23 protein-coding genes and 1 other RNA gene are annotated in these 24,139 nt (G+C 66.5%); 16 read left to right on the top strand and 8 right to left on the bottom strand.

The annotated features are described in order from the left end of the window. Window positions 1–189: 189 nt before the first annotated feature. The 3 genes from ilvD to osmE all read right to left on the bottom strand — a co-directional run bounded on the left by ilvD (window position 190) and on the right by osmE (window position 3,337). The gene (gene ilvD, locus AR540_RS16635; RefSeq protein WP_059230316.1) at window positions 190–2,025 is read right to left on the bottom strand and encodes a dihydroxy-acid dehydratase; all 1,836 of its coding nucleotides are present in this window, start codon (window positions 2,023–2,025) and stop codon (window positions 190–192) included. Between the two features lie 259 nt (window positions 2,026–2,284). After that, window positions 2,285–2,806: a hypothetical protein gene (locus tag AR540_RS16630; RefSeq protein WP_059230315.1), complete on the bottom strand. Its 522-nt coding sequence runs from the start codon at window positions 2,804–2,806 to the stop codon at window positions 2,285–2,287. Window positions 2,807–2,998: 192 nt separating this feature from the next. Then, on the bottom strand, window positions 2,999–3,337 hold the full coding sequence (gene osmE / locus AR540_RS16625) for an osmotically-inducible lipoprotein OsmE (RefSeq protein WP_059230314.1): 339 nt from the start codon (window positions 3,335–3,337) through the stop codon (window positions 2,999–3,001). A gap of 280 nt (window positions 3,338–3,617) precedes the next feature. On the opposite strand from osmE, the gene AR540_RS16620 reads away from it, so the two are divergent. Further along, entirely contained in the window at window positions 3,618–4,838 is a 1,221-nt protein-coding gene (locus tag AR540_RS16620; protein ID WP_059230313.1) for an N-acetylmuramoyl-L-alanine amidase, read from the top strand. Then, a complete protein-coding gene (locus AR540_RS16615) occupies window positions 4,835–5,239 on the top strand; it encodes a hypothetical protein (RefSeq protein WP_059230312.1) in 405 nt (134 codons plus the stop codon). The genes AR540_RS16620 and AR540_RS16615 overlap by 4 nt, the downstream gene beginning before the upstream one ends. A 333-nt stretch (window positions 5,240–5,572) precedes the next feature. On the opposite strand, the gene AR540_RS16610 is transcribed toward AR540_RS16615, so the two are convergent. Further along, window positions 5,573–6,226 (bottom strand): sulfite oxidase-like oxidoreductase, encoded by a 654-nt coding sequence (locus AR540_RS16610; RefSeq protein WP_059230311.1) that lies wholly within the window; start codon window positions 6,224–6,226, stop codon window positions 5,573–5,575. A gap of 146 nt (window positions 6,227–6,372) precedes the next feature. On the opposite strand from AR540_RS16610, the gene AR540_RS16605 reads away from it, so the two are divergent. Further along, a complete protein-coding gene (locus AR540_RS16605; protein ID WP_059230310.1) occupies window positions 6,373–6,609 on the top strand; it encodes a DUF2171 domain-containing protein in 237 nt (78 codons plus the stop codon). A gap of 64 nt (window positions 6,610–6,673) precedes the next feature. Here AR540_RS16605 and AR540_RS16600 read toward each other — a convergent pair whose 3' ends face one another. From AR540_RS16600 to AR540_RS16585, 4 genes are read right to left on the bottom strand one after another with little or no spacing between them, the layout of a single operon-like run. Continuing rightward, window positions 6,674–7,246 carry a BON domain-containing protein gene (locus AR540_RS16600; protein WP_059230309.1) on the bottom strand — a complete coding sequence of 191 codons (573 nt, stop codon included), beginning with the start codon at window positions 7,244–7,246 and terminating at the stop codon, window positions 6,674–6,676. Next, window positions 7,243–7,836: a phosphoheptose isomerase gene (locus AR540_RS16595; RefSeq protein ID WP_007162067.1), complete on the bottom strand. Its 594-nt coding sequence runs from the start codon at window positions 7,834–7,836 to the stop codon at window positions 7,243–7,245. Before AR540_RS16595 ends, AR540_RS16600 begins: the two co-directional genes overlap by 4 nt. A 32-nt stretch (window positions 7,837–7,868) precedes the next feature. Next, window positions 7,869–8,243 carry a YraN family protein gene (locus tag AR540_RS16590; RefSeq protein ID WP_059230308.1) on the bottom strand — a complete coding sequence of 125 codons (375 nt, stop codon included), beginning with the start codon at window positions 8,241–8,243 and terminating at the stop codon, window positions 7,869–7,871. After that, window positions 8,240–10,027, bottom strand: coding sequence for a penicillin-binding protein activator (locus AR540_RS16585; RefSeq protein ID WP_059230307.1), 1,788 nt, complete (start codon window positions 10,025–10,027; stop codon window positions 8,240–8,242). The genes AR540_RS16590 and AR540_RS16585 overlap by 4 nt, the downstream gene beginning before the upstream one ends. A gap of 126 nt (window positions 10,028–10,153) precedes the next feature. Here AR540_RS16585 and rsmI point away from each other — a divergent pair, with 126 nt between their 5' ends. The 13 genes from rsmI (at window position 10,154) to murC (ending at window position 24,114) form a co-directional block, all read left to right on the top strand. Further along, a complete protein-coding gene (rsmI, locus tag AR540_RS16580; RefSeq protein WP_442963801.1) occupies window positions 10,154–10,996 on the top strand; it encodes a 16S rRNA (cytidine(1402)-2'-O)-methyltransferase in 843 nt (280 codons plus the stop codon). Window positions 10,997–11,058: 62 nt separating this feature from the next. Then, window positions 11,059–11,414, top strand: an RNA gene (gene rnpB, locus AR540_RS16575) — RNase P RNA component class A. A gap of 287 nt (window positions 11,415–11,701) precedes the next feature. Beyond that, window positions 11,702–12,157 (top strand): division/cell wall cluster transcriptional repressor MraZ, encoded by a 456-nt coding sequence (mraZ, locus tag AR540_RS16570; protein WP_058763651.1) that lies wholly within the window; start codon window positions 11,702–11,704, stop codon window positions 12,155–12,157. Window positions 12,158–12,159: 2 nt separating this feature from the next. Beyond that, window positions 12,160–13,101: a 16S rRNA (cytosine(1402)-N(4))-methyltransferase RsmH gene (gene rsmH, locus AR540_RS16565; RefSeq protein WP_059230305.1), complete on the top strand. Its 942-nt coding sequence runs from the start codon at window positions 12,160–12,162 to the stop codon at window positions 13,099–13,101. Beyond that, window positions 13,098–13,391, top strand: a complete 294-nt coding sequence (ftsL, locus tag AR540_RS16560; RefSeq protein ID WP_059230304.1) for a cell division protein FtsL — start codon at window positions 13,098–13,100, stop codon at window positions 13,389–13,391. The genes rsmH and ftsL overlap by 4 nt, the downstream gene beginning before the upstream one ends. 59 nt (window positions 13,392–13,450) lie before the next feature. Further along, window positions 13,451–15,145: a peptidoglycan D,D-transpeptidase FtsI family protein gene (locus tag AR540_RS16555; protein WP_442963800.1), complete on the top strand. Its 1,695-nt coding sequence runs from the start codon at window positions 13,451–13,453 to the stop codon at window positions 15,143–15,145. Further along, window positions 15,142–16,611, top strand: a complete 1,470-nt coding sequence (locus tag AR540_RS16550) for a UDP-N-acetylmuramoyl-L-alanyl-D-glutamate--2,6-diaminopimelate ligase (protein ID WP_059230302.1) — start codon at window positions 15,142–15,144, stop codon at window positions 16,609–16,611. Before AR540_RS16555 ends, AR540_RS16550 begins: the two co-directional genes overlap by 4 nt. Continuing rightward, window positions 16,604–17,971: a UDP-N-acetylmuramoyl-tripeptide--D-alanyl-D-alanine ligase gene (locus AR540_RS16545; protein ID WP_059230301.1), complete on the top strand. Its 1,368-nt coding sequence runs from the start codon at window positions 16,604–16,606 to the stop codon at window positions 17,969–17,971. Before AR540_RS16550 ends, AR540_RS16545 begins: the two co-directional genes overlap by 8 nt. Further along, window positions 17,971–19,053 (top strand): phospho-N-acetylmuramoyl-pentapeptide-transferase, encoded by a 1,083-nt coding sequence (mraY, locus tag AR540_RS16540; protein ID WP_059230300.1) that lies wholly within the window; start codon window positions 17,971–17,973, stop codon window positions 19,051–19,053. Before AR540_RS16545 ends, mraY begins: the two co-directional genes overlap by 1 nt. Window positions 19,054–19,058: 5 nt before the next feature. After that, complete coding sequence (murD, locus tag AR540_RS16535) at window positions 19,059–20,402, top strand: UDP-N-acetylmuramoyl-L-alanine--D-glutamate ligase (protein WP_082707030.1); 1,344 nt, start codon at window positions 19,059–19,061, stop codon at window positions 20,400–20,402. Next, window positions 20,402–21,601: a putative lipid II flippase FtsW gene (ftsW, locus tag AR540_RS16530; RefSeq protein ID WP_153014266.1), complete on the top strand. Its 1,200-nt coding sequence runs from the start codon at window positions 20,402–20,404 to the stop codon at window positions 21,599–21,601. Before murD ends, ftsW begins: the two co-directional genes overlap by 1 nt. Continuing rightward, on the top strand, window positions 21,591–22,661 hold the full coding sequence (gene murG / locus AR540_RS16525) for an undecaprenyldiphospho-muramoylpentapeptide beta-N-acetylglucosaminyltransferase (RefSeq protein ID WP_059230298.1): 1,071 nt from the start codon (window positions 21,591–21,593) through the stop codon (window positions 22,659–22,661). Before ftsW ends, murG begins: the two co-directional genes overlap by 11 nt. Window positions 22,662–22,695: 34 nt before the next feature. Further along, on the top strand, window positions 22,696–24,114 hold the full coding sequence (murC, locus tag AR540_RS16520) for a UDP-N-acetylmuramate--L-alanine ligase (RefSeq protein ID WP_059230297.1): 1,419 nt from the start codon (window positions 22,696–22,698) through the stop codon (window positions 24,112–24,114). Window positions 24,115–24,139: the final 25 nt, after the last annotated feature.

Raw genomic sequence — 24,139 nt, 5'->3', positions numbered from 1 at the left:
AGGCAGCTGAAAAGCAAATGTGAGCTGAATCACGGGCTCTGCTTCTACACGCATAGCTAGCCAAGCAACGGTGAAACCGCTCTGGAATGCGGGTCGAGTGACGCCGATGGGATGGGGTGAGGCGGGCGGGGGAAATACGAAGGGCGAGGGGGAAGGGCGACGGCGGGAGCCGTCGCCCGGGTGTCGCGGTCAGCCGAGCAGGGCCTTGTCACGCACCCCGCCCTTGTCTGCGCTGGTGGCCAGGAGGGCATAGGCCTTGAGCGCCGTGGTGACGCGGCGGGCACGGGGCTGAACGGGTTTCCAGCCCAGCTTGTCCTGCTCGATGCGGCGATGGGACAGTTCTTCGTCGCTCACCAGCAGGTTGATGCTGCGCTGGGGAATGTCGATGAGCACCTTATCGCCGTCGCGCACCAGGCCGATGGCGCCGCCCGCGGCCGCTTCCGGCGAGGCATGGCCGATGGACAGGCCCGAGGTGCCCCCGGAGAAGCGCCCGTCGGTGAGCAGGGCGCACTGCTTGCCCAGGCCCTTGGACTTCAGGTAGCTGGTGGGATACAGCATCTCCTGCATGCCCGGGCCGCCCTTGGGTCCTTCGTAGCGGATGATGACGATGTCGCCAGCCTGCACCTCGTCGGCGAGGATGCCGCGGACCGCGGCATCCTGGCTCTCGAACACCTTGGCGGTGCCCTCGAACACATGGATGGACTCATCCACCCCGGCGGTCTTCACCACGCAGCCGTCCAGGGCGATGTTGCCGTAGAGCACGGCCAGGCCGCCTTCCTGAGAGTAGGCATGCTCGACGCTGCGGATGCAGCCCTCGGCACGGTCGTCGTCGAGGCTGTCCCAGCGAGTCGCCTGGCTGAAGGCTTCCTGGGTCGGGATGCCGGCCGGACCGGCGAGGAAGAAGGTCTTCACCGCCTCGTCCTGGGTCAGGGTGATGTCCCATTTCTCGATGGCTTCGCCGAGGGTACGGCTGTGCACGGTGGGCAGGTCGGTGTGCAGCAGGCCACCCCGGGCCAGCTCGCCGAGGATGCTGAAGATGCCGCCGGCGCGGTGCACGTCTTCCATGTGGTACTTCTGGATGTTCGGCGCCACCTTGCACAGCTGGGGCACCTTGCGCGACAGGGCGTCGATGTTGCGCAGGTCGAAGTCCACCTCGGCTTCCTGGGCCGCGGCCAGCAGGTGCAGGATGGTGTTGGTCGAGCCGCCCATGGCGATGTCCAGGGTCATGGCGTTCTCGAAGGCCGCGTAGGAGGCGATGTTGCGCGGCAGCGCCGACTCGTCGTTCTCCTGGTAGTAGCGGCGGCACAGCTCGACGATGGTCCGGCCGGCCTGCAGGAACAGCTCCTTGCGGTCGGCATGGGTGGCCAGGGTCGAGCCGTTGCCCGGCAGCGCCAGGCCGAGGGCCTCGGTCAGGCAGTTCATGGAGTTGGCGGTGAACATGCCCGAACAGCTGCCGCAGGTGGGGCAGGCACTGCGCTCGTACTCGGCGACCTTCTCGTCGCTGGCCGAACTGTCGGCGGCGATGACCATGGCATCCACCAGGTCCAGGCCGTGGCTGGCGAGCTTGGTCTTGCCGGCTTCCATGGGGCCGCCGGAGACGAACACCACGGGAATGTTCAGGCGCAACGCGGCCATCAGCATGCCGGGGGTGATCTTGTCGCAGTTGGAGATGCACACCAGCGCATCGGCGCAGTGGGCGTTGACCATGTACTCCACGGCGTCGGCGATGATCTCGCGACTCGGCAGCGAATAGAGCATGCCGTCGTGGCCCATGGCGATGCCGTCGTCCACGGCGATGGTGTTGAATTCCTTGGCCACGCCGCCGGCCTTCTCGATCTCCCGGGCGACCAGCTGGCCAAGGTCCTTGAGGTGGACGTGGCCGGGGACGAACTGGGTGAAGGAGTTGGCGATGGCGATGATGGGTTTCTTGAAGTCTTCGTCCTTCATCCCGGTGGCACGCCAGAGCGCCCGGGCGCCAGCCATGTTGCGACCCTGGGTAGAGGTTTTCGAGCGATAGTCAGGCATGAAGCGGCTCTCCGAGGCGGCTTTCTAGGTCACGGTTCTGTTCATCGTGAGCGCAGACGGGGCGCGGTGCAAACGCGGAGTGACGAATGCCGGGCCGGAGGGCAGCACCGTCATGCGGGATCTCCACAGGGGCTGCCAGGGCTCACGAAACCGCCGGAGGATGCTGGCGGAGGGGAATTCGGATCATACACGCGAGCACCGGGGCTGCACAGCAGGCCGGCGCCCAGGGGGCTTGTCTAAAAGTCACCGAGCGCAGGCACTAGGGTGCTTCCTGTTCGCCGTCGGGGGCATCTTCCAGGTACTCGTCCATCGGCTCCTGGCCGGCCAGGGTCTTCAGGCTCAGCTCCACGGCTTCGGGCAGCGTGATGTCGACCCGCTGCTTGTCGCCGCCTTCCAGGGAGGACTCGTAGCTGAGGGCATGGCGCAGGTGGCCGTTCTCGAGGATGGCACCGACGCTGGCCAACTGGGCGGCCGCCGGCGTCAAACGCTCCAGTGCAGCCTTGGGCCAGGTCGCCTCGACGGTGGCATTGCAGGTGTAGAAGCCCGCATCGCCGCTGTCCGAGGGTTCTTCCTGGGTCTTGATGTCCACCAGCGAGACCTGGCCGGCATCCAGCGGCGACTGGCCGGCGGCGATGTCGTCCGCATAGATCTCGTTGATGGTCTGGGCGTATTGCTGGCGAACCTGTTCGGCGGTCTTGGCCGCATCGCAGCTGTAGTCATAGCCACCGCAGCCAGTCAGGGAAAGCACCGCAGCTGTGAGTATGAGGTGACGTCTGGACATGCCTGAATTCCTTGGAACGATGGGTGAAGCTTGGCGGCGTTGGCCGAGCACGCGTCGCTCCGCAATGCAGGACACCGGCGCAACGGTCGTGGACGGGAGAGCCCATGGTGATACCGCTCTCCCGTCCTGTCCATCAGACGCCGCCAGCGTCCTTCAGGACACCCGGCCCGAACGGCCGGTCCGGGCCAGGCCTCAGGCGCGGTCGGCGCTTTCGCAGGTCTCGAAATCCTTGCTGTCGACGCGGTTCATGCTGTCGAAGCCGATCGAGTAGACCTGCTCCTTGCCGTCCTTGTTGAGCACATAGTTGTTGCAGGTGCCCGGACGATACTTGCGGGTGTAGGTGCTTGAAGGGGTACCGCCGATGCGCAGGACGTCGGCCTTGGACATGCCTTTTTCCACCTGCTTCACCAGGGGCTGCTCGCGAAATTCCACGCGACCCACGGTGTAGTCGGCGGTGTTCTTCACCGAGGCGCAACCGGCCAGGACGGTGCCAGCCAACAGGGCGGTCGCGACGGAAATCTTTTTGTTCATGGTGATGATCCCTTCAAAGGCGGAAGTGCCTGACACTTCGACGATGACGGCGCCGATAAATTCGCTCTCCGTCGCACTTCTCGCCGTTCTTCCCTGGCGCCGGGTCTTCTGGCACCCCGGCAAGTGACTGTATCTAAAGCTGATTCTGCAAACGAACGCTATATGCCGGTTTTTTAAGGAGTATTTTGTCCGAACGGCAGTTGACAGGAGACCGGCGGCGAGCGATCTTTGCCGTTATGTTGTAACCCTTTCCCTGTTTCTCGTTTCTCGCGAGGACTCCATGAACCGCCGTCGTCTGCTCAATCTGATCCTGGCCGGCATGACCTTGCCCGTCGGGTTGCCGGTATTTGCTGCGCGCCAGCAACTCAAAGGGGCCCGGGCCTGGCAGGATGCCGACAAGCTCCGCCTGGTCTTCGACCTCACCGGCCCGGTGCGCTACAAGACCTTCACCCTGGTGGCGCCGGATCGCATCATTCTCGATCTCGCCGATACCCAGGCGCCCGCGGTGCTCAACCACCTGGCCCTCCAGGGTTCGCCGGTGAAGGCCGTGCGCAGCGCCCGCTATGGCGCCCAGGACACCCGCGTGGTGCTGGAGCTGGCACATCCGGTGGAGATGGAAAGCTTCATCCTCGGCCCGGGCGAAGGCGCGGCCAATCGCCTGGTGCTGGATCTCAAGCGCGCCGGTGCGCCGGCCGTGGCGGCGCGCAAGCCGGTCGATCCCGAGCCGCCGCTGGAAGTGAAGCGCGGCAAGGGCCTCGCCACCGGGCGCGACATCGTGGTGGTGGTCGATGCCGGTCACGGCGGCAAGGACCCCGGGGCCCTGAGTGCCCGCGGCGATCGCGAGAAGGACATCGCCCTGATCGTGGCGCAGAACCTGGCGCGCCGCATCAACCTGCAGAAGGGCTTCAAGGCCAAGCTGGTGCGCAACGACGACTTCTTCGTGCCGCTGCGCAAGCGCGTCGAGGTCGCCCGCAGCTACAACGCCGACATGTTCGTCTCGGTGCACGCCGACGCGGCGCCGCGGCGCACGGCCTACGGCGCCTCGGTCTATGCCCTGTCCGAGCGGGGCGCGACGTCTACCACGGCGCGCTTCCTGGCCGACAGCGAGAACAACGTCGACCTGATCGGCGCCAACGAGATCCTCAAGGGGCGCGACCCCATGCTTGCCGGCGTGCTGCTGGACATGTCGATGAACGCCACCATCTCCTCGAGCCTGGATCTGGGCCACAAGGTGCTGGGGCAATTGTCGAGCATCACCAACCTGCACCAGAAACGAGTGGAGCAGGCGGGCTTCGCCGTGCTCAAATCGCCGGACATCCCCTCGATCCTGGTCGAGACGGGATTCATCTCCAATGATCGCGACTGCCGCCGCCTGCTCGACAGCCGGCACCAGAAGCAGCTGGCCGATTCGATCTTCGCCGGTCTGCACGGCTACTTCCAGGAGCGGCCACCGCTGGGCAGCTATCTGGCCAGCCTGAAGAACACCCAAGGAGTGACATGAGTTTGCAGGACAAGGCGCGTCGCTACTGGCGTGTAGTGGTACTGGCGATAGGCGCCCTGTGCGTCGTGGCTGGCTTGATCGGCTACGGCAAGAGCGGGGGTGACAAGTCCGGCACCGCCCAGGAAAGCTTCGTCAACAAGGTGTGGCAGATCAAGACCGGCAACAGCATCGAACCGGGCATGCTGTACGTCTTCCTCAGCGATGGCACCCTGGTGATGGCCTCGCCGAGCAGCCAGCCCTCGCTGGGGCGCTGGGCGCGCACCGAGAAAGGCCTCAACCTCATCGAGGAAGGCATCACCTACCCGACGGAAATCCTCAGTCTCAAGCGCGACGAGTTCCGCATCCGCAGTCTCAATCCCGGCGAGCCGGTTGAGCTGCAACTGGCCCCGGCGGCGCCCTGAGAGCCTGTTCAAAGTCTGCTGCGCGTCGATCAAGCGGCGTTGAAAATGGCCTGGGTCGCCAGCCCGGCCTGGGCGGCCCCGTAGCCATGCTCATTGACCCCTTGTAAACCCGGGCGCGGGTTCGATCCGCTTCCTCAGCCCTTTGATTGGCTGGCGCTCACTCTGCGGGCCAGCCGTTGGCTGTTACTCCCGTTGGTCGTTGCGCCTGGTTTGTCTTTAGCTCGCGAGACGTTGAACAGGCTCTGGGCGTTGTTCGAAGACGCCCGCTAAAAAGGCCTGGAGTTTGCTCCCAGGCCTTTTTCGTTTTCTGATTCGCGACTCTCCGGGCAGGCGTCAGGCGTCGTCCGAGTAGCGCTGTTCCTGCCAGGGATCGCCACGGTCGTGGTAGCCGCGCATCTCCCAGAAGCCCGGCGTATCACCCACGCGGAAGTCGATGCGCCGCAGCCACTTGGCGCTCTTCCACAGATAGAGGTGCGGGATCAATGCCCGCACCGGGCCGCCATGCTCGGCGGTCAGCGGCTGACCTTCCCAGCTGTGCACCAGCATGGCGCCGGGCGCAGCGAAGTCCGCCAACGGCAGGTTGGTGATGTAGCCGTCGTAGCTGTGCAGCAGCACATGGGTGGCCTCGTCCCGCGGCTGCACCTCCTCCAGCAGTTCGCTGACCGGCAGGCCAATCCAGCGATTGTCGTAGCGGGACCAGGTGGTGACGCAGTGCATGTCGCTGACCGCCTGGGTGGTGGCGCGCGCGGCGTAGGTCTCCCAGTCCCAGCGCAGCGTCCGCTGGACCGCCCCGGTCACCGCCAGTTGCCAGCGTGCGTGACTGACCTCCGGCCGCACGCCCAGGTCCAGTACCGGCCAGTTGTTGACCCTGTGCTGGCCGGGCGGCAGGCGCTCGCTGTCCGAGCGTCTGGTCTGTCCGGTGAGGAAGCGGCCTTCCTCGGCCCAGCGCTGCTTGGCGCGGGTCAACTTGCTCGGCTCGTCGCTCATTGAAAGATCCTCGTTGACGGGGCTGGACGTCTGACCATGCCGATGGCCTTTCGTCGGCAATGGGCGAACCCAGGCGGCGTTGCATGCCTCCTATCTTGCAGGCACTCGCGAGAGGCCCTTTTGTTCACACTGCCGGAGAAACGACCATGGTAGATGCAACCCAGATCAAAGAGCATGCGGAAGTCGTCGGTTCGGACGGCCAGCACGTCGGCACCGTCGACCACATGGAAGGCGCCGATCGCATCAAGCTGACCAAGCGCGATCAGGATGCCCAGGGCAAGCACCACTACATCCCGCTGAGCTGGGTGAAGTCGGTGGACGGCACCCAGGTCCGTCTGGTCAAGACTCGCGACGAAGCCGAGCGCGAGTGGCAGGCCGCCTGACGTCGGCAGCCGCCCAAACAAAAGCCCCGCAGATGCGGGGCTTTTGTTTGGGCGCGGGCAAGGCTCAGTTGATGTATTCGAACAACTTCACGATGCGCTGGACCCCCGAGACGCTCTGGATCAGCTGCACGGCGTGGTTGGCTTCCTGCTGGGTCACCAGGCCCAGCAGATAGACGATGCCGTTTTCCGTCACCACCTTGATGCGCGAGCCGGGAATGTCCTCGTCGGCGAACATCTGGGTCTTGATGCGGGTGGTCAGCCAGGAATCGTTGCTGCGCGCCAGCAGCGAGGAGTTCGCGGTCACCTGCAGCTCGTTGTGGACCGTCTTGACCCGCTGCACGCTGCGCACCGCTTGCTCGGCCAGGGCCTTGAGGTCGGCCCGCGGCGTCTGGCCGGCGATCAGCACCACGCCGTTGTAGCTCACCACCACGATGTGCGAGCTGGCGAGATCGGGGCTGGCCTTGGAGATGTTGACCGAGGCCTTGGTCTCGATCAGGGCATCGTCCACGGTGCTACCCAGGGTACGGGTGCCGCGGTTGTCGTCGATGGGCTTGTCGCGGCTGGCGGTGACCACGTTGCTGCAGCCGGCCACGACGAAGGACAGCGCCAGGAGGGCGAGCAGGGGAGCTTTCTTCATTCTTCGCTTCCGAACAGTTGCTGATCGATCTGGTCGCACAGGCAGTGGATCACCAGCAGGTGCACTTCCTGGATGCGGGCGGTAACCTTGGCCGGCACGCGGATCTCGACGTCTTCGGGCAGTAGCAGCGAGGCCATGCCGCCGCCGTCGCGGCCAGTGAGAGCGACCACGGTCATCTCGCGGTCATGGGCGGCCTGGATCGCCTGGATGACGTTGGCCGAGTTCCCACTGGTGGAGATGGCCAGGAGGATGTCGCCGGGCTGACCCAGGGCGCGGATCTGCTTGGAGAACACCTCGTTGTAGCTGTAGTCGTTGGCGATGGACGTCAGCGTCGAGGTGTCGGTGGTCAGCGCCAAGGCGGGTAGGCTGGGGCGTTCGCGTTCGAAGCGATTCAGCAGTTCGGAGGAGAAGTGCTGGGCGTCGCCGGCGGAGCCGCCATTGCCACAGGTGAGGATCTTGCCTTCGTTGAGCAGGGCCGCGACCATGACTTGGCTGGCCAGATCGATATGAGGAATCAGGACTTCCATGGCCTGACGCTTGGTTTCGATGCTGTCCCGGAAGAGTTTCTGGATGCGGGCGTGGGTGTCCATCGCGATATCTTTGACCTGTGCAGTGGAGGGCCTCAGGCCTCGAAGGCCTGTTTGATCCATTCGAGAGCCTGAGGGGATGCGCCGGCCGCGGGGCCGATCGCGATCACATCGAACCGGCAGGGCCGCTTGGCCCAACGCGCTTCGGATTGCAGAAAGAGGGCGGCGCTGTTGACCAGTCGCTGCCGCTTGCGGGCATCTATGCTTTCCGCGGCGCCGCCCCAGGCGGTGTGCCTGCGGGCGCGTACCTCGACGAATACTACTGTATCGCCGTCGAGCATGACCAGATCGAGCTCACCGCCACGCCAGCGCCAGTTGCGCGCGATCAGTTGCAGGCCGCGCGCCTGGAGGTGCTGCAGGGCGCGTTCTTCGCCCTGCCTGCCACGCTTGAGATGCGGGGCCTCGGTCACGGCGTGCTGAGCGACGGTGGCACATCGCTAGCCGGCAGCGGCGCGGTGCCGGCGGGCAGCGGCTGGGCCGTGCCGTTGCGGAATTCCGCCCAGGGCAGGTGGCGCACCACGCGCTGATCGGCCGCGACGCTGAGGTTGCCGGAGAGTCCGGGCAGCTCGGAGTTGGGCAGTGCCTTGAGCTGCTGCAGATGCAATGCCAGCAGGTAGGCGTCGGCGCCCATGGCGTAGAGGCGCCCGATGCTGGTGCCGGCCTGGGGCCATTGGGCGGTGATCTTGGCGCGCAGCGGATTGCTCGGGTCGAGCAGCCAGGGCGTTTCGCAGAACAGGATGCCGTTCAGGTCCTGGTTGACGCCCGGCTCGTTCACCCCGCTGTTGAGGTTCGAGGTGGCGTACACCGGCAGGTCGCGGGCGTTCTGGTAGGCCAGGATCGGCTTGATCTGCCGGGCCTGGGCCGGTGTGGCGGCGAGGAAGATGAAGTCCATGCCCTGCCGCATCTGCAGCAGGCTGGTGATGCGGTTGGCGATCTCCACCGGCTGGCCGATCCGCTCGGCGGCGACCAGGCGCCCACCCAACTTCTGCCATTCATCCTGGAAGGCGGCCAGCACGCGGGTACCCCAGTCGCCTTGAGGCACCATGGCGCCGGCACTGCGCTTGCCATCGGCCCAGGCCCGGCGCGCGGCTTCGCGGGCTTCGTCCTCGGCGGCCAGGCCGAACTGGAAGAGCTGCGGCGGCTGGGCGCCCTGGCTGTCGCCATAGTTCAGGGCCAGGGTGTTGATCGGCAACTGCGGGCGATCGCTCAGCTGCTTGACCAGGTTCTTCTCCAGGGGACCCACCACCAGCTGGATACCCGCCGCCTGGGCCTGGCGATAGAAGGTGTCCAGGGTACCGATCTGGGAACTGTCGTAGACTGTCACGGCTGGCGCGGTCTGGCCGGCGGCCAGGGCTTCGTAGCGGGCGGCCATGAAGCCGTCCTGCAGGGCGCGGGCGACCCCGGCAAGCTGCCCTTGCAGTGGCAGCAGCAGGGCGACGCGGTTGAGCGGCTCGCGGGCCAGGGTCTTCAGGCGTTCCAGGTCATCGGGCAACTGCCGCGCGGCAGGATGGCCGGGATGCTGCTTCTGCCATTCCTCGATGGCGGCCAGTTGCTGGTCCAGGGCCAGGTTGCCGCGGGTGACGGCGGCCAGGGCCAGCCAGCCATTGAGGTCGGCGTCCTTGACGCTCTGGCGCAACTGGGCGTCCGGCAGGCTGGTGACCAACTGCCAGATCTGTTCACGGTTGTCGTGGGCGGCATCGCCATCGAGCAGCGGGCCAAGGAAGATCCGCTCCTGGACCGCGGCCAGCGCCTGGTTATTGGCCGCCAGGGCATCGGCCTTGGTCAGGCCGCTACGAATCTGCTGCTGGGCCGGCAGCTCGCCCAGTTGAGCGAAGCTCGGGTGGTCGAAGCGCTTGAGTGCCTGCGCCGGCTGCTTGTCCAGCAGGTCGAGCTGAGCCAGCAGGGTCTGGGCGAACATCTGCTGCGCCGGCTTGAGGCCTTCCAGATTGATGGAGCCGAGGATCTGCCGTGCCTCGCGGGAATTCTGCTCGGCATAGGCCTTGTCGGCCGCGGTCAGGCGCAACAGGTTGGCCTGCTCCGACTGACTGGCGCCGGCCTGGTTCAGCAGTTGCTCGATGCTGGCCTGGCTGGGCTGAGGCAACTCTCCGAGGTTACTCGTCATGGGCGTGCTGCTGCACGCGGCGAGCAGGGCGAAGGCGGTGGCGCAGAGCAGCGGACGCAGGCGGAACTTCATGCGGTGGTTCCTGAGCAAGGGTCGGGAAAGAGGCCGATTGTCTCACAGCACCCGGGTGCTGCGAACGCCGAGGGCGAGAGCGGCGTACACTGTTGGGCTATTTCCAGTCCATCAGGTTTCATCATGATTTCGCCGGGTACTCTTTATGTGGTTGCCACCCCCATCGGCAACCTGGACGACATCACCGCACGCGCGCTGAAGGTCTTGCGCGAAGTGGCCTTGATCGCCGCCGAAGACACCCGGCATTCGTCCCGCTTGCTGCGTCATTTCGGCATCGAAACGCCGCTGGCGGCCTGTCACGATCACAACGAGCGCGATGCCGGCGGACGCTTCATCACCCGTTTGCAGGCGGGGGACGATGTCGCCCTGATCTCCGACGCGGGCACGCCGCTGATCTCCGATCCGGGCTTCCACCTGGTGCGGGCGGCCCGTGCCCAAGGCATCAAGGTCTCGCCGATACCGGGCGCCTGCGCCCTGATCGCGGCGCTGTCGGCGGCCGGACTGCCGTCGGATCGCTTCAGCTTCGAGGGCTTCCTGCCGGCCAAGGCGGTGGGGCGCCAGGGGCGACTGGCCGCGCTGCGCGAAGATCCGCGCACCCTCATCTTCTATGAGGCGCCCCATCGGCTCGAAGAGTGCGTCGCCGACATGGTGGCCACCTTCGGTCCCGACCGGCACCTCGTGCTCGGCCGCGAGCTGACCAAGACCTTCGAGACCCTGCGGGGGCTGCCTGCCGAGGAACTGCTCGCCTGGATTCGCCAGGACCTCGATCAGCAGCGCGGCGAATGCGTGCTGCTGGTGGCCGGCTGGGCGGCACCCGAGGATGCCGAGGTCGATGCCGAGACGCTGCGGGTCCTGGATCTGCTGCTGGCCGAGCTGCCGATCAAGCGCGCCGCGGCCCTGGCGGCGCAGATCACCGGTGCGCGCAAGAACCTGCTCTACCAGCTGGCCCTGGAACGCAAAGCCGAGTGACTGGCGTTTCCTGGACATCTTTCCTTGTTATCCGGCACCAGTCTCTATACCCTTGCGCCGCGAGAGCCGACCGGGCAGTCGCTGTCGTGATCCGCAAGGATCGCGAGGGAGGAAAGTCCGGGCTCCATAGGGCGAGGTGCCAGGTAACGCCTGGGAGGCGTGAGCCTACGGAAAGTGCCACAGAAAATAACCGCCTAAGCGCGCAAGCGCCGGTAAGGGTGAAAAGGTGCGGTAAGAGCGCACCGCACGGCTGGCAACAGTTCGTGGCTAGGTAAACCCCACCTGGAGCAAGACCAAATAGGAATCCATAGGCGTGGCCCGCGCTGGATTCGGGTAGGTCGCTAGAGGCAGCCAGCGATGGTTGTCCCAGAGGAATGACTGTCCTCGACAGAACCCGGCTTACAGGTCGGCTCTCGCACTCCCTCTTTCCAGGCCCTCGCGCCTGGCGTCAAAACTCCCTCTTCACACATCACTTTAATCAATTGCGCCAATTGATTGACTTCATTTCCGTTTGTCGGAAATCGATGTCGTCCGTCTTGGCCGTGAACTCGTGCAATTTGCTTGAAATCCGCGTCCCACGCGGCCTGGGAACCCCCTCGCTTGCCTTGACTGAAAGTGGGCCTCCTCAATATAGTGGCGTCCGGTGGTACGAAGTGGGGCGAAGTGGGATTAAATGGCAAGGACAGCCTATTAGAGGACGCGAAATTGTTCCGGGGAGCGAACGCCATCAGTCTCGACGCCAAAGGGCGCGCCGCGATGCCGAGCCGGTATCGCGACGAGCTCATGGAGCGTTGTGCCGGCCAGCTCATCGTGACGATCGATGCCGTCGACCCCTGCCTCTGCGTCTATCCGCTACCCGAATGGGAAATCATCGAAAGCAAGCTGCGGCAGTTGCCCTCGCTACGTGAGGAGACTCGCCGCTTGCAGCGCTTGCTGATCGGCAACGCGGTGGACCTGGAACTCGACGGCAGTGGCCGCTTCCTGGTGCCACCGCGTCTGCGTGACTACGCCAAGCTGGACCGGCGCGTGATGCTGGTCGGCCAGCTCAACAAGTTCCAGTTATGGGATGAGGACGCCTGGAGCGCCGTGTGCGACGCGGATCTCCAGGCAATTAAGGAACCCGGCGGTATGCCGGATGAAATGCGCGATTTGATCCTGTGACCATGAACCCAGTCTTCCAGCACGTCTCCGTTCTCCTGGACGAGGCCGTACAGGCATTGGCGATCCAGCCTGCCGGCCGCTACCTGGACGGTACCTTCGGCCGCGGCGGTCACAGCCGGGCCGTGCTGCGCCTGCTGGGTGGGGAAGGGCGCCTGCTGGGCTTCGACAAGGATCCCCAGGCAATCGCCGCCGGCCAGGCGCTAGCCGTGGAAGACTCCCGTTTCGAGATCGTCCAGCGCAGCTTCGCCGAACTGGGCGATGAACTCGTCGCTCGTGGCTGGTCCGGCCAGGTCGACGGCGTGCTGCTGGATCTTGGCGTCTCCTCGCCCCAGCTCGACGATCCCGAGCGGGGCTTCAGCTTCATGCAGGACGGTCCGCTGGACATGCGCATGGACCCCTCCCGTGGCCAGAGCGCCGCGGCCTGGATCGCCACGGCCCCCGAGGCTGACATCGCCCAGGTGTTCAAAGAATTCGGCGAGGAGCGTTTCGCCAAGCGCATGGCCCGCGCCGTGGTCCAGCGCCGTGAAATCCAGCCCTTCGAACGCACCGGCGATCTGGCCAAGGTGCTCACCGAGGCCAATCCGGCCTGGGAAAAGGGCAAGCATCCGGCCACGCGCGCCTTCCAGGGGCTGCGCATCTATATCAACCGCGAACTGAGCGACCTGGAGCAGGGGCTGCAGGCGGCCTACGAGCAACTGGCGGTCGGGGGGCGGCTGGTGGTGATCAGCTTCCATTCGCTGGAAGATCGCATCGTCAAACAATTCATGCGCCGGCTGGCCAAGGGCGAGGCCGACCAGCTGCCGCGCGACCTGCCCATCCGCGCCAGCGTCTTCGAACCCTCCCTGCGCCTGCTGGGCAAGCCGGTCTATGCCAGCGAAGGCGAACTCGCCGCCAATCCCCGTGCCCGCAGCGCTGTCATGCGCGTTGCCGAGAAGCTGAAATGAGCCGCCTCTTCGTGAAGAAACTGCCCCTGGGCAGCAGCGTCATGCTGATCCTCTTCGCGGGCGTACTGCTCTCGGCGGTAGCGGTGGCCTACAGCGCCCATTGGAACCGCCAACTGCTCAACACCCTCTACGGCGAGATGGCCATCCGCGACAAGGCCCAGGCCGAGTACGGCCGGCTGCTGCTGGAGCAGAGCACCTGGACCGCCCACAGCCGGGTCGAGGCCCTGGCTAGCGGTCAATTGCAGATGCGCATCCCCGATCCGACCGAAATCCGGATGGTCAATCCGTGAAAGGCCTGATCGCGCGCCTGCCCTGGCGCTTCAGCCTGATCATCGGGCTGTTGTTGGTCATGGTCGGTACCATCGCCTGGCGCATCGTCGACCTGCACGTGATCGATCGCGCCTTCCTCAAGGGGCAGGGGGACGCCCGTAGCGTGCGGACCATCCCGATCCCCGCGCACCGCGGCCTGATCACCGACCGCAACGGCGAGCCGCTGGCCGTGAGCACCCCGGTCACCACCCTATGGATCAATCCCAAGGAGTTGATCGGCGCCGAGGATCGCTGGGCGACCCTGGCCGATGCCGTGGGGCAACCTCGGGGGGAGCTGGCCAAGCGCATCGAGCAGAATGCCAGCAAGGAATTCCTCTACCTCGCCCGGGGGCTGACGCCCGAACAGGGCGAGGCGGTGATGACGCAGGTCAAGGCGCACAAGATTCCTGGTGTCTACGACATCGAGGAATTTCGTCGTTTCTACCCGGCTGGCGAAGTGGCTGCTCACGTGGTCGGCTTCACCGACATCGACGACCACGGCCGCGAAGGTATCGAACTGGCGTTCAACGAGTGGCTGGCCGGCGTGCCGGGCCGCCGCCAGGTGGTCAAGGATCGCCGCGGCCGCCTGATCCGTGACGTCCAGGTCGCCAAGAACGCCAAGCCGGGCAATACCCTGGCGCTGTCCATCGACCTGCGCCTGCAGTACCTGGCCGCCCGGGAACTGCGCAACGCCCTGACCCAGTTCGAAGCCGAGGCAGGCAGCCTGACCATCGTCGACGTCAAGACCGGTGAGGTCCTGGCCATGGTCAACATGCCCACCTACAACCCCAACAACCGTCGTAGCCTCGAACCGGCCGCCATGCGCAACCGGGCGATGATCGACGTCATGGAACCCGGTTCGGTGATGAAGCCGATCTCCATGACCGCGGCACTGGCCAGCGGCCGCTGGAAGCCTACCGACAAGGTGAACGTCTATCCCGGCTCGCTGCAGATCGGTCGCTACACCATCAAGGACGTCTCCCACAGCGACGGCGCCCTGGACCTGACCGGCATCCTCATCAAGTCCAGTAACGTCGGCATGAGCAAGATCGCCTTCGACGTCGGTGGCGAAAACATCTACAACGCCATGCGCGCCGTGGGTCTGGGCCAGGACACCGGCCTGGGCTTCCCCGGCGAGCGCGTCGGCAACCTGCCCAACCACCGCAACTGGCGTCCGGCCGAGACGGCGACCCTGTCCTATGGCTACGGCCTGGCGGTGACCGCCGTGCAACTGGCCCATGCCTATTCGGTGCTGGCCAACGACGGTCGCTCGGTACCGCTGTCCATGGTGCGCCTGGACAAGGCACCGGCCAGCGACCAGGTGGTGGACGAGCGGGTCGCCAAGACCCTGCAGGGCATGTTGCAACAGGTGGTGGAAGCCCCCGGCGGCGCCTTCCGCGCCCAGGTGCCCGGTTATCACGTCGCCGGCAAGAGCGGTACCGCGCGCAAGACCAGCACCGGCACCCGCGGCTATGCCGAGAATTCCTATCGCTCCCTGTTCGCCGGCTTCGGCCCCACCAGCAACCCGCGCCTGGCGGCGGTGGTGGTGATTGATCGTCCGAGCAAGGGTGGCTACTACGGTGGCGTGGTGTCGGCGCCGGTGTTCAGTCGGGTGATGTCCGGCGCCCTGCGCCTGATGAACATCCAGCCGGACAACCTCCAGCCGCTGCCGGTGCAACAGCAGCAGGCCCAGGCCGCTGCCAGGACCTTGCTGGTCGGGGAGCGTGATCGATGAGCCGTCTGCTGAACGATCTCCTGCCAGGCGCTACCGCCGCCATCGAGATCGCCGGATTGGCGCTGGACAGTCGCGAAGTCCGTCCGGGCTTCCTGTTCCTCGCCGTCCCCGGGCTGCACAGCGACGGCCGTACCCACATCGCCGCCGCCGCCGCGCAGGGCGCTGCCGCCATCGCCTATGAAGCGGACGGCGCGCCCGCGCTACCGGCGCTGAACCTTCCCCTGATTCCCGTCCAAGGCCTGGCTGGGCAGCTCTCCGCCATTGCCGGTCGCTTCCACGACGAACCCAGCCAGCGCCTGGCGCTGGTTGGCGTCACCGGCACCAACGGCAAGACCAGCGTCAGCCAACTGATCGCCCAGGGCTGTGACCTGCTCGGCCAGCGCTGCGGCATCGTCGGCACCCTGGGCAATGGCTTCCATGGCGCCCTCGCCGAAGGCCGCCACACCACCCCGGACGCCATCAAGCTGCAGGCGACCCTGGCCGAGCTGGCCGCTGCCGGTGCCGCTACGGTGGCCATGGAAGTCTCTTCCCATGGTCTGGCCCAGGGCCGGGTGGCCGCGCTAGCCTTCAAGGTGGCGGTGTTCACCAATCTGACCCGCGACCACCTCGATTTCCACGGCACCATGGAAGCCTATGGCGAAGCCAAGGCCAGATTGTTTGCCTGGCCGGCACTCGGTACCCGCGTCCTCAATCTGGACGATGCCTTCGGCCGGGAACTGGCAGGGCGACCCAGTGCGGCGGCGACCCTGACCTACAGCCTGAGCGACCCGGCGGCCAGTCTCTATTGCCAGGATACCCAGTTCGATGACCACGGCGTGCGTGCCCGGCTGGTCACCGCCCAAGGCGAAGGCGAGCTGCGCAGCCAACTGATCGGTCGCTTCAACCTGAGCAATCTGCTTGCCGCCATTGGCGCCCTGCTGGGGCTGGGCCATCGGCTCGATGACATCCTCGCCATCCTCCCGCAGCTGCAGGGCCCCGCCGGGCGCATGCAGCGCCTAGGCGGCGCCGGTCGGCCGCTGGTGGTGGTGGACTACGCCCACACTCCCGATGCCCTGGACAAGGTGCTCACCGCACTGCGCCCCCATGTGGGCACCGCTGGCCGGCTGGTTTGCGTCTTCGGTTGCGGTGGCGATCGCGATCGTGGCAAGCGTCCGGAAATGGCTGCCGTGGCCGAGCGCCTGGCCGATCAGGTGGTGGTGACCGACGACAACCCGCGCACCGAAGATCCGGCCGTCATCGTCGCCGACATCCGCGCCGGTTTCCGGCAACCCGAACAGGTGCGCTTCGCTGGTCGTCGCGAAGCCGCCATCGCCCTGGCGATCGCCGAGGCCAAGCCGCAAGACATCGTGGTGCTGGCGGGCAAGGGCCATGAGCCTTACCAGGAAATCGCCGGTGTCCGCCATCCCTTCTCCGATCTCGACCAGGCCGAGCGGGCCCTGACCGCCTGGGAGCGCCAGCATGCTTAGATCCTTCACCCTGACCGAAGTGGCCGAGGCGCTGACCGGCAATCTGCTGGGGGCCGATGCCCTGTTCGACGGCGTCGGCACTGACAGCCGCAAGACGGTCGCCGGGCAGCTGTTCGTCGCCCTGACCGGCCCCCGCTTCGATGGGCATGCCTACCTGGCCGACGTGGCCGCCCAGGGCGCTGCCGCGGCCCTGGTCGAGCGCGCCGTCCCCGAGGTTCAGCTGCCCCAGCTGGTGGTGGCCGATACGCGCCTGGCGCTCGGCCGACTGGGCGCCTTCAACCGTGATCTGTTCCAGGGCCGGGTCGCCGCCGTGACCGGTTCCAGTGGCAAGACCACGGTCAAGGAATTGCTCGCTGCCGTCCTGCGTCAGCGGGGGCCGACCCTGGCCACCCAGGGCAACCTGAACAACGACCTCGGCGCGCCTCTGACCCTGCTGCAACTGGCCGCCGAGCACGCCTTTGGCGTCATCGAGCTGGGCGCTTCGCACGTCGGGGACATCGCCTATACCGTGAGCCTGACACGCCCGGATGTCGTTATCATTACCAACGCCGGTCAGGCTCACGTAGGTGAGTTCGGCGGCGTCGACCGCATCGTCGAGGCCAAGGGCGAGATCATCGAAGGCGTGGGCGAGGCGGGCACCGTGGTGCTCAATCGTGACGACGCCGCCTTCGCGACCTGGCAGCGCCGCGCTACCGGCCGCCAGGTTGTCGCCTTCGGCCTGGATGTCCGCGCTGATGTCCGTGCCACCGAGGTGAGCCTGGATAGCCAGGGCCGTCCAAGCTTCACCCTGCACACCGCCCAAGGCGAGGCGCGCATCACCCTGCAACTGCTGGGTGCCCACAACGTCGGCAATGCCCTGGCCGCCGCCGCGGCGGCCCTCAGCCTGGGCCTCGACCTGCCCACCGTCGCCCTTGGCCTCGCCGCAGCGGCGCCGGTCCAGGGCCGCACCCTGACCCGGACCAGCCAGCGCGGCGCCCAGGTCATCGACGACAGCTACAACGCCAACCCCGCTTCGGTGAAGGCCGGTATCGACCTGCTGGCCGCCCTGCCGGGCCGCCGGGTGGTGGTGCTGGGCGACATCGCAGAATTGGGCGAATGGACCGAGCAGGGCCACCGCGACGTGGGCGACCACGCCCGCGGCAAGGTGGACGCCTTCTACTGCGTCGGCCCCGCGATGGCCCATGCCGCCCGCGCCTATGGCGCCGAGGCCCGGCATTTCGCCGATCGCGAACAGCTGATCGAGGCCCTGGCGGACGAGGACCGGGCCGGAACCACCCTGCTGATCAAGGGATCCCGCAGTGCCGCGATGGACAAGGTCGTCGCTGCGCTCTGCGCCATCAATACCGAGGAGAAACACTGATGCTGCTGCTGTTGGCGGAGTTCCTGCAACAGTTCTACAAAGGCTTCGCCGTCTTTCAATACCTCAGCCTGCGCGGCATTCTGGGCGTGCTCACCGCCCTGTTGCTGTCGTTGTGGCTCGGCCCCTGGATGATCCGCACCCTGCAGATTCGCCAGATCGGCCAGGCCGTGCGCAACGATGGTCCCCAGTCGCACCTGTCCAAATCCGGCACCCCCACCATGGGCGGCGCCCTGATCCTGACCACCATCGGCATCAGCACCCTGCTGTGGGCCGATCTGCACAATCGCTATGTCTGGACCGTGCTGGCCGTGACCTTCCTGTTCGGCGCCATCGGCTGGGTCGACGACTATCGCAAGGTGATCGAGAAGAACTCCCGGGGCCTGCCCAGCCGCTGGAAGTACTTCTGGCAATCGGTGTTCGGCCTGGGGGCGGCGATCTTCCTCTACATGACGGCCAAGGCGCCGATCGAAACGACGCTGATCCTGCCGCTGCTGAAGAACATCGAGATCCCGCTGGGGATTTTCTTCGTTGTGCTGACCTACTTCGTCATCGTCGGCTCCAGCAACGCGGTCAACCTCACCGATGGCCTCGACGGCCTGGCGATCATGCCCACCGTGATGGTCGGCGGCGCCCTGGGCATCTTCTGCTACCTGTCGGGCAACGTGAAGTTCGCCGACTACCTGCTGATCCCCTACGTGGAAGGCTCCGGCGAGCTGATCGTCTTCTGCGGCGCCCTGATCGGCGCGGGCCTGGGTTTCCTCTGGTTCAACACCTATCCGGCCATGGTCTTCATGGGTGACGTCGGCGCCCTGGCGCTGGGCGCCGCCCTCGGCACCATCGCCGTCATCGTCCGCCAGGAAGTGGTTCTGTTCATCATGGGCGGCGTCTTCGTCATGGAGACCCTCTCGGTGGTCATCCAGGTCGCCTCCTTCAAGTTGACCGGCAAGCGCGTCTTCCGCATGGCGCCGATCCACCACCATTTCGAATTGAAGGGCTGGCCCGAACCCCGGGTCATCGTGCGCTTCTGGATCATCACCGTGATCCTGGTGCTGTTCGGTCTCGCCACCCTGAAGCTGAGGTAATCCCAGTGCTCATCGCTTCCGACCAGTTCCGGATCGTCGTCGGCCTCGGCAAGAGTGGCATGTCGCTGGTGCGCTTCCTCACGCGCCGGGGCGTGCCCTTTGCCGTGGCCGACACGCGGGAACAGCCGCCGGAACTCGCGACCCTGAGAACCGAGTATCCCCAGGTCGAGGTGCGCTGCGGTGAGCTGGATGCCGACTTCCTCTGCCGCGCCGCCGAACTCTACGTGAGTCCCGGCCTGGCCCTGGAAACGCCGGCCCTACAGCAGGCGGCTGCCCGTGGCGTACGGCTGTCGGGCGACATCGACCTGTTCGCGCGCCATGCCCAGGCACCCATCGTCGCCATCACCGGTTCCAATGCCAAGAGCACCGTCACCACCCTGGTCGGCGACATGGCGCAACGCGCCGGCAAGCGCGTGGCCGTGGGCGGCAACCTCGGTACCCCGGCGCTGGACCTGCTGGCCGATGACGTCGAACTCTACGTCCTGGAGCTGTCGAGCTTCCAACTGGAAACCTGCGAGCGCCTGAACGCCGAGGTGGCCACGGTGCTCAACGTCAGCGAAGACCACATGGATCGCTACACCGGCATGCCGGCCTACCACCAGGCCAAGCACCGCATCTTCCGCGGCGCCCACCAGGTGGTGGTGAATCGCGACGATCCGCTGTCGCGGCCCCTGATCGCCGATGGCGTGCCCTGCCTGACCTTCGGCCTGGGACGTCCCGATTTTCGTGCCTTCGGTATTCGCGAGGAGGAGGGCCGCCGCTACCTGGCGCTGGCCTTCGACAACCTGCTGGACGTCGAGGAACTCAAGATCCGCGGCACCCACAATCACAGCAATGCCCTGGCCGCGCTGGCGCTGGGCCAGGCCGCCGGACTGCCGCTGGATTCCATGCTGGAGGCCCTGCGTGCCTTTCGCGGCCTGGAGCACCGCTGCCAATGGGTGGGCGAGGTGGCTGGCGTCAACTATTACAACGACTCCAAGGCGACCAACGTCGGCGCCGCCCTGGCGGCCGTCGAAGGCCTGGGCGACGACATCGCCGGCCAACTGGTGCTGATCGCCGGTGGCGACGGCAAGGGTGCCGACTTCAGTGCCCTGCGCGAGCCCATCGGCCGGTACTGCCGCGCCGTGGTGCTGCTGGGTCGCGATGCGGCACGGATCGCCGAAATTCTGCCGGCCACGGTGCGAGAGGTGCGTGTCACCACCCTGGACGAAGCCGTGGCCGAGAGCCGCCGGCTGGCCCAGCCAGGCGACGCCGTGCTGCTGTCGCCGGCCTGCGCCAGCCTCGACATGTTCCGCAATTTCGAAGAGCGCGGACGGCTGTTCGCCCAGGCCGTGGGGGACTTGGCATGATCCTCAGCCTGCTGCGTCCCTATCCTTCGCCATTGGCCAGTCGCCACGGCATCGACCTCGACTTCCCGTTGCTGGCCGGCTGCCTGCTGCTGCTCGGCCTGGGCCTGGTCATGGTCACCTCGGCCTCGTCCGAGGTCGCCGCCGCCCAGTCCGGCAACCCGCTGTACTTCATGTACCGCCACCTCATCTACCTGGCCATCGGCTTCGTCTCCTGTGGCGTGGTGATGCTGATCCCCATGGCCACCTGGCAGCGCTTCGGCTTTCCCTTGCTGATCATCGCCTTCCTGCTACTGGTCGCGGTGCTGGTGCCCGGTATCGGTCGCGAGGTGAACGGCTCCCTGCGCTGGATCGGCTTCGGTTTCTTCAACGTGCAGCCGTCCGAGGTCGCCAAGGTCTTCGTGGTGCTCTACCTGGCCGGCTACCTGGTCCGTCGCCAGCACGAGGTGCGCCACACCTGGGCAGGCTTCTTCAAGCCCTTCATCGTCCTGCTGCCGATGGCCATGCTGCTGCTGCGCGAACCCGACTTCGGTGCCACCGTGGTGATGATGGGCGCTGCCGGCGCCATGCTGTTCCTCGGCGGTGTCGGCCTGTTCCGCTTCCTGCTGATGGTCGCCCTGGCGGTGCTGGCGGTGTTTGTCCTGGTGCAGACCCAGTCTTACCGGATGCAGCGCCTGATCACCTTCACCGATCCCTGGGCCGACCAGTTCGGTTCCGGCTACCAGCTGACCCAGGCGCTGATCGCCTTCGGTCGTGGCGGCTGGACCGGCCTGGGGCTGGGCAACAGCATCCAGAAGCAGTTCTACCTGCCCGAAGCCCATACCGACTTCCTCTTCGCCGTGCTGGCCGAGGAGCTGGGCCTGATCGGCGCCATGGCCACCGTCGGCCTGTTCCTTTTCGTCTGCGTCCGCGGCCTGTTCATCGGCCACTGGGCGGAGCAGTCCAAGCAGTTCTTCTCGGCCTATGTCGCCTACGGCCTGTCGATGCTGTGGATCGGCCAGTTCCTGATCAACATCGGCGTGAACGTCGGTCTGCTACCCACCAAGGGGCTGACGCTGCCCTTCCTCAGCTACGGCGGCAGCTCTCTGGTGATCTGCTGCGTGAGCATGGGCTTGCTGCTGCGCATCGAGTGGGAGCGCCGAACGCTGGTGGATACCGAGGATGTGGAATTCACCGAAGAGGATTTCGCCGATGTCCGCTAACGTCCTGATCATGGCCGGTGGCACCGGCGGGCACGTCTTCCCCGCACTGGCCTGCGCCCGGGAATTCCAGGCGCGCGGCTACACCGTGCACTGGCTCGGCACCCCGCGCGGCATCGAGAACGACGTGGTGCCCAAGGCCGGCATCCCCCTGCACCACATCCAGGTCACCGGCCTGCGGGGCAAGGGGGTGCGCTCCCTGGTGAAGGCCCCGCTGCAACTGAGCGGCGCGCTGTTGCAGGCCGTCGGCCTGATGCGCCGGCTCAAGCCGGTCTGCGTGCTGGGCCTGGGTGGCTTCGTCACCGGTCCCGGCGGCCTGGCGGCCAAGCTGTGCAACATCCCGTTGGTGATCCACGAGCAGAACGCCCACGCCGGTACCGCCAACCGCATGCTGGTGCCCCTGGCCGCGCGCGTCTGCGAAGGCTTCCCCGAGACCTTCCCGGCCTCGGCCAAGCGCCTGTCCACCGGCAATCCGGTACGGGCCGAACTCTTCAATGCGGTCACTCGTGCGCCGCTGGACGCGCGTCCGGCCAATCTGTTGGTGCTGGGTGGCAGCCTGGGCGCCGAGCCGCTGAACAAGCTGCTGCCCGAGGCCCTGGCGCAACTGCCGGCCGGACTGCGCCCGCAGGTCCGCCACCAGGCCGGTCGCCAGCATGCCGAAGTCACCGCCGAGCGTTATGCCCAGGCCGCCGTCGAGGCCGAGGTCCAGCCCTTCATCGGCGACATGGCCGCCGCCTACGCCTGGGCCGACCTGGTGATCTGCCGCGCCGGCGCCCTGACCGTGGCCGAGCTGACCGCCACCGGCCTGCCGGCGCTGTTGATTCCCTTGCCCCACGCCATCGACGACCACCAGACCAGCAACGCCCGCTTCTTGGAGCGTGCCGGTGCCGGCGTGGTGCTGCCCCAACATTCCACCCGCCCGGCGGATCTCGCCGCGCAGCTCACCGAGGTTCTGATGCATCCCGAACGTCTCGCCGACATGGCCACCCGCAGCCGTGCCCTGGCCAAACCCGAGGCTACCCGCGCGGTAGTGGACGCCTGCCTGGAGGTGGCTCGTGGTTAAGTCGCAAAGCGCCATTCAGGCCGAAGTTCGGCGTATGCGCAGCATCCGGCGCATCCATTTCGTCGGGATCGGCGGCGTCGGCATGTGCGGGATCGCCGAGGTGCTGCTGAACCTGGGCTACGAAGTCTCGGGGTCGGACCTCAAGGAATCCGCGGTGACCGCGCGCCTGCAGCAGTTCGGTGCGCGCATCTACATTGGCCATCGCGCCGAGAACCTGGACCAGGTCGATGTGCTGGTGGTATCCAGCGCCATCAACAAGTCCAACCCCGAGGTGTCCGCCGCCCTCGACCAGCGCATTCCCGTGGTGCCACGCGCCGAGATGCTCGCCGAGCTGATGCGTTATCGTCACGGCATCGCCGTCGCCGGTACCCATGGCAAGACCACCACCACCAGCCTCATCGCGTCGGTGTTCGCCGCCGAAGGCCTGGACCCCACCTTCGTCATCGGTGGTCGCCTCAACGCCGCCGGCACCAATGCCCAGCTCGGCACCAGCCGTTACCTGGTGGCCGAGGCCGACGAGAGCGACGCCAGCTTCCTGCACCTGCAGCCCATGGTCGCCGTGGTCACCAACATCGACGCCGACCACATGAGCACCTACGAAGGTGACTTCAATCGGCTCAAGCGTACCTTCGTCGACTTCCTGCACAACCTGCCGTTCTATGGCCTGGCCGTGCTCTGCGTCGACGACCCGGTGGTCCGCGAGATCATTCCCCAGGTCGCCCGGCCCACCGTCACCTACGGCACTGCCGAAGACGCCGACGTGCGCGCCGTGGACATCCGCCAGGAAGGCATGCGCACCCATTTCACCGTGCTGCGCGACGGCCATGCGCCCCTCGCCGTGTCGGTCAACATGCCCGGCGTGCATAACGTGCTCAACGCCCTGGCCACCATCGCCATCGCCACCGACGAGGGCGTCAGCGACGAGGCCATTCGCAATGGCCTGTCCGGCTTCCAGGGGGTAGGGCGGCGCTTCCAGGTCTATGGCGACCTGCCGGTCGCCGGTGGCAGCGTCATGCTGGTGGACGACTACGGCCACCATCCGCGCGAAGTCGCCGCGGTGATCAAGGCCGTGCGCGGTGGCTGGCCCGAGCGCCGGCTGGTGATGGTCTATCAGCCGCACCGTTTCAGCCGTACCCGCGATCTCTACGAGGACTTCGTCCAGGTCCTGGCCGACGCCAATGTCCTGCTGCTGATGGAAGTCTATCCGGCCGGCGAGGAGCCCATTCCCGGCGCCGACAGCCGCCAGCTCTGCCACAGCATCCGCCAGCGTGGCCAGCTCGATCCCATCTACGTGGAGCGGGGCGCCAACATCGCGCCACTGGTCAAGCCCCTGCTGCGTCCCGGCGACATCCTGCTCTGCCAGGGCGCCGGCGATATCGGCGCCCTGGCGCCCCAGTTGCTCAAGCACCCGTTGTTCGCCGGCGCCACCGCGCCGGCAGGAGGCTCGGCATGAGCCGTCACCTTTCCTCTTTCCTGCC

The organism is Pseudomonas sp. EpS/L25, assembly GCF_001512295.1.
GTDB lineage: Bacteria > Pseudomonadota > Gammaproteobacteria > Pseudomonadales > Pseudomonadaceae > Chryseomonas.
The sequence above is the reverse complement of the archived record's forward strand: the minus strand, read 5'-3'. Positions and strand labels throughout refer to the sequence as shown.

Excerpts from the sequence above, each read along its gene's own strand:
- ilvD (WP_059230316.1), bottom strand. The coding sequence starts at position 2,025 with ATGCCTGACTATCGCTCGAAAACCTCTACCCAGGGTCGCAACATGGCT.
- AR540_RS16630 (WP_059230315.1), bottom strand. The coding sequence starts at position 2,806 with ATGTCCAGACGTCACCTCATACTCACAGCTGCGGTGCTTTCCCTGACT.
- osmE (WP_059230314.1), bottom strand. The coding sequence starts at position 3,337 with ATGAACAAAAAGATTTCCGTCGCGACCGCCCTGTTGGCTGGCACCGTC.
- AR540_RS16620 (WP_059230313.1), top strand. The coding sequence starts at position 3,618 with ATGAACCGCCGTCGTCTGCTCAATCTGATCCTGGCCGGCATGACCTTG.
- AR540_RS16615 (WP_059230312.1), top strand. The coding sequence starts at position 4,835 with ATGAGTTTGCAGGACAAGGCGCGTCGCTACTGGCGTGTAGTGGTACTG.
- AR540_RS16610 (WP_059230311.1), bottom strand. The coding sequence starts at position 6,226 with ATGAGCGACGAGCCGAGCAAGTTGACCCGCGCCAAGCAGCGCTGGGCC.
- AR540_RS16605 (WP_059230310.1), top strand. The coding sequence starts at position 6,373 with ATGGTAGATGCAACCCAGATCAAAGAGCATGCGGAAGTCGTCGGTTCG.
- AR540_RS16600 (WP_059230309.1), bottom strand. The coding sequence starts at position 7,246 with ATGAAGAAAGCTCCCCTGCTCGCCCTCCTGGCGCTGTCCTTCGTCGTG.
- AR540_RS16595 (WP_007162067.1), bottom strand. The coding sequence starts at position 7,836 with ATGGACACCCACGCCCGCATCCAGAAACTCTTCCGGGACAGCATCGAA.
- AR540_RS16585 (WP_059230307.1), bottom strand. The coding sequence starts at position 10,027 with ATGAAGTTCCGCCTGCGTCCGCTGCTCTGCGCCACCGCCTTCGCCCTG.
- rsmH (WP_059230305.1), top strand. The coding sequence starts at position 12,160 with ATGAACCCAGTCTTCCAGCACGTCTCCGTTCTCCTGGACGAGGCCGTA.
- ftsL (WP_059230304.1), top strand. The coding sequence starts at position 13,098 with ATGAGCCGCCTCTTCGTGAAGAAACTGCCCCTGGGCAGCAGCGTCATG.
- AR540_RS16555 (WP_442963800.1), top strand. The coding sequence starts at position 13,451 with ATGGTCGGTACCATCGCCTGGCGCATCGTCGACCTGCACGTGATCGAT.
- AR540_RS16550 (WP_059230302.1), top strand. The coding sequence starts at position 15,142 with ATGAGCCGTCTGCTGAACGATCTCCTGCCAGGCGCTACCGCCGCCATC.
- AR540_RS16545 (WP_059230301.1), top strand. The coding sequence starts at position 16,604 with ATGCTTAGATCCTTCACCCTGACCGAAGTGGCCGAGGCGCTGACCGGC.
- mraY (WP_059230300.1), top strand. The coding sequence starts at position 17,971 with ATGCTGCTGCTGTTGGCGGAGTTCCTGCAACAGTTCTACAAAGGCTTC.
- murG (WP_059230298.1), top strand. The coding sequence starts at position 21,591 with ATGTCCGCTAACGTCCTGATCATGGCCGGTGGCACCGGCGGGCACGTC.
- murC (WP_059230297.1), top strand. The coding sequence starts at position 22,696 with ATGCGCAGCATCCGGCGCATCCATTTCGTCGGGATCGGCGGCGTCGGC.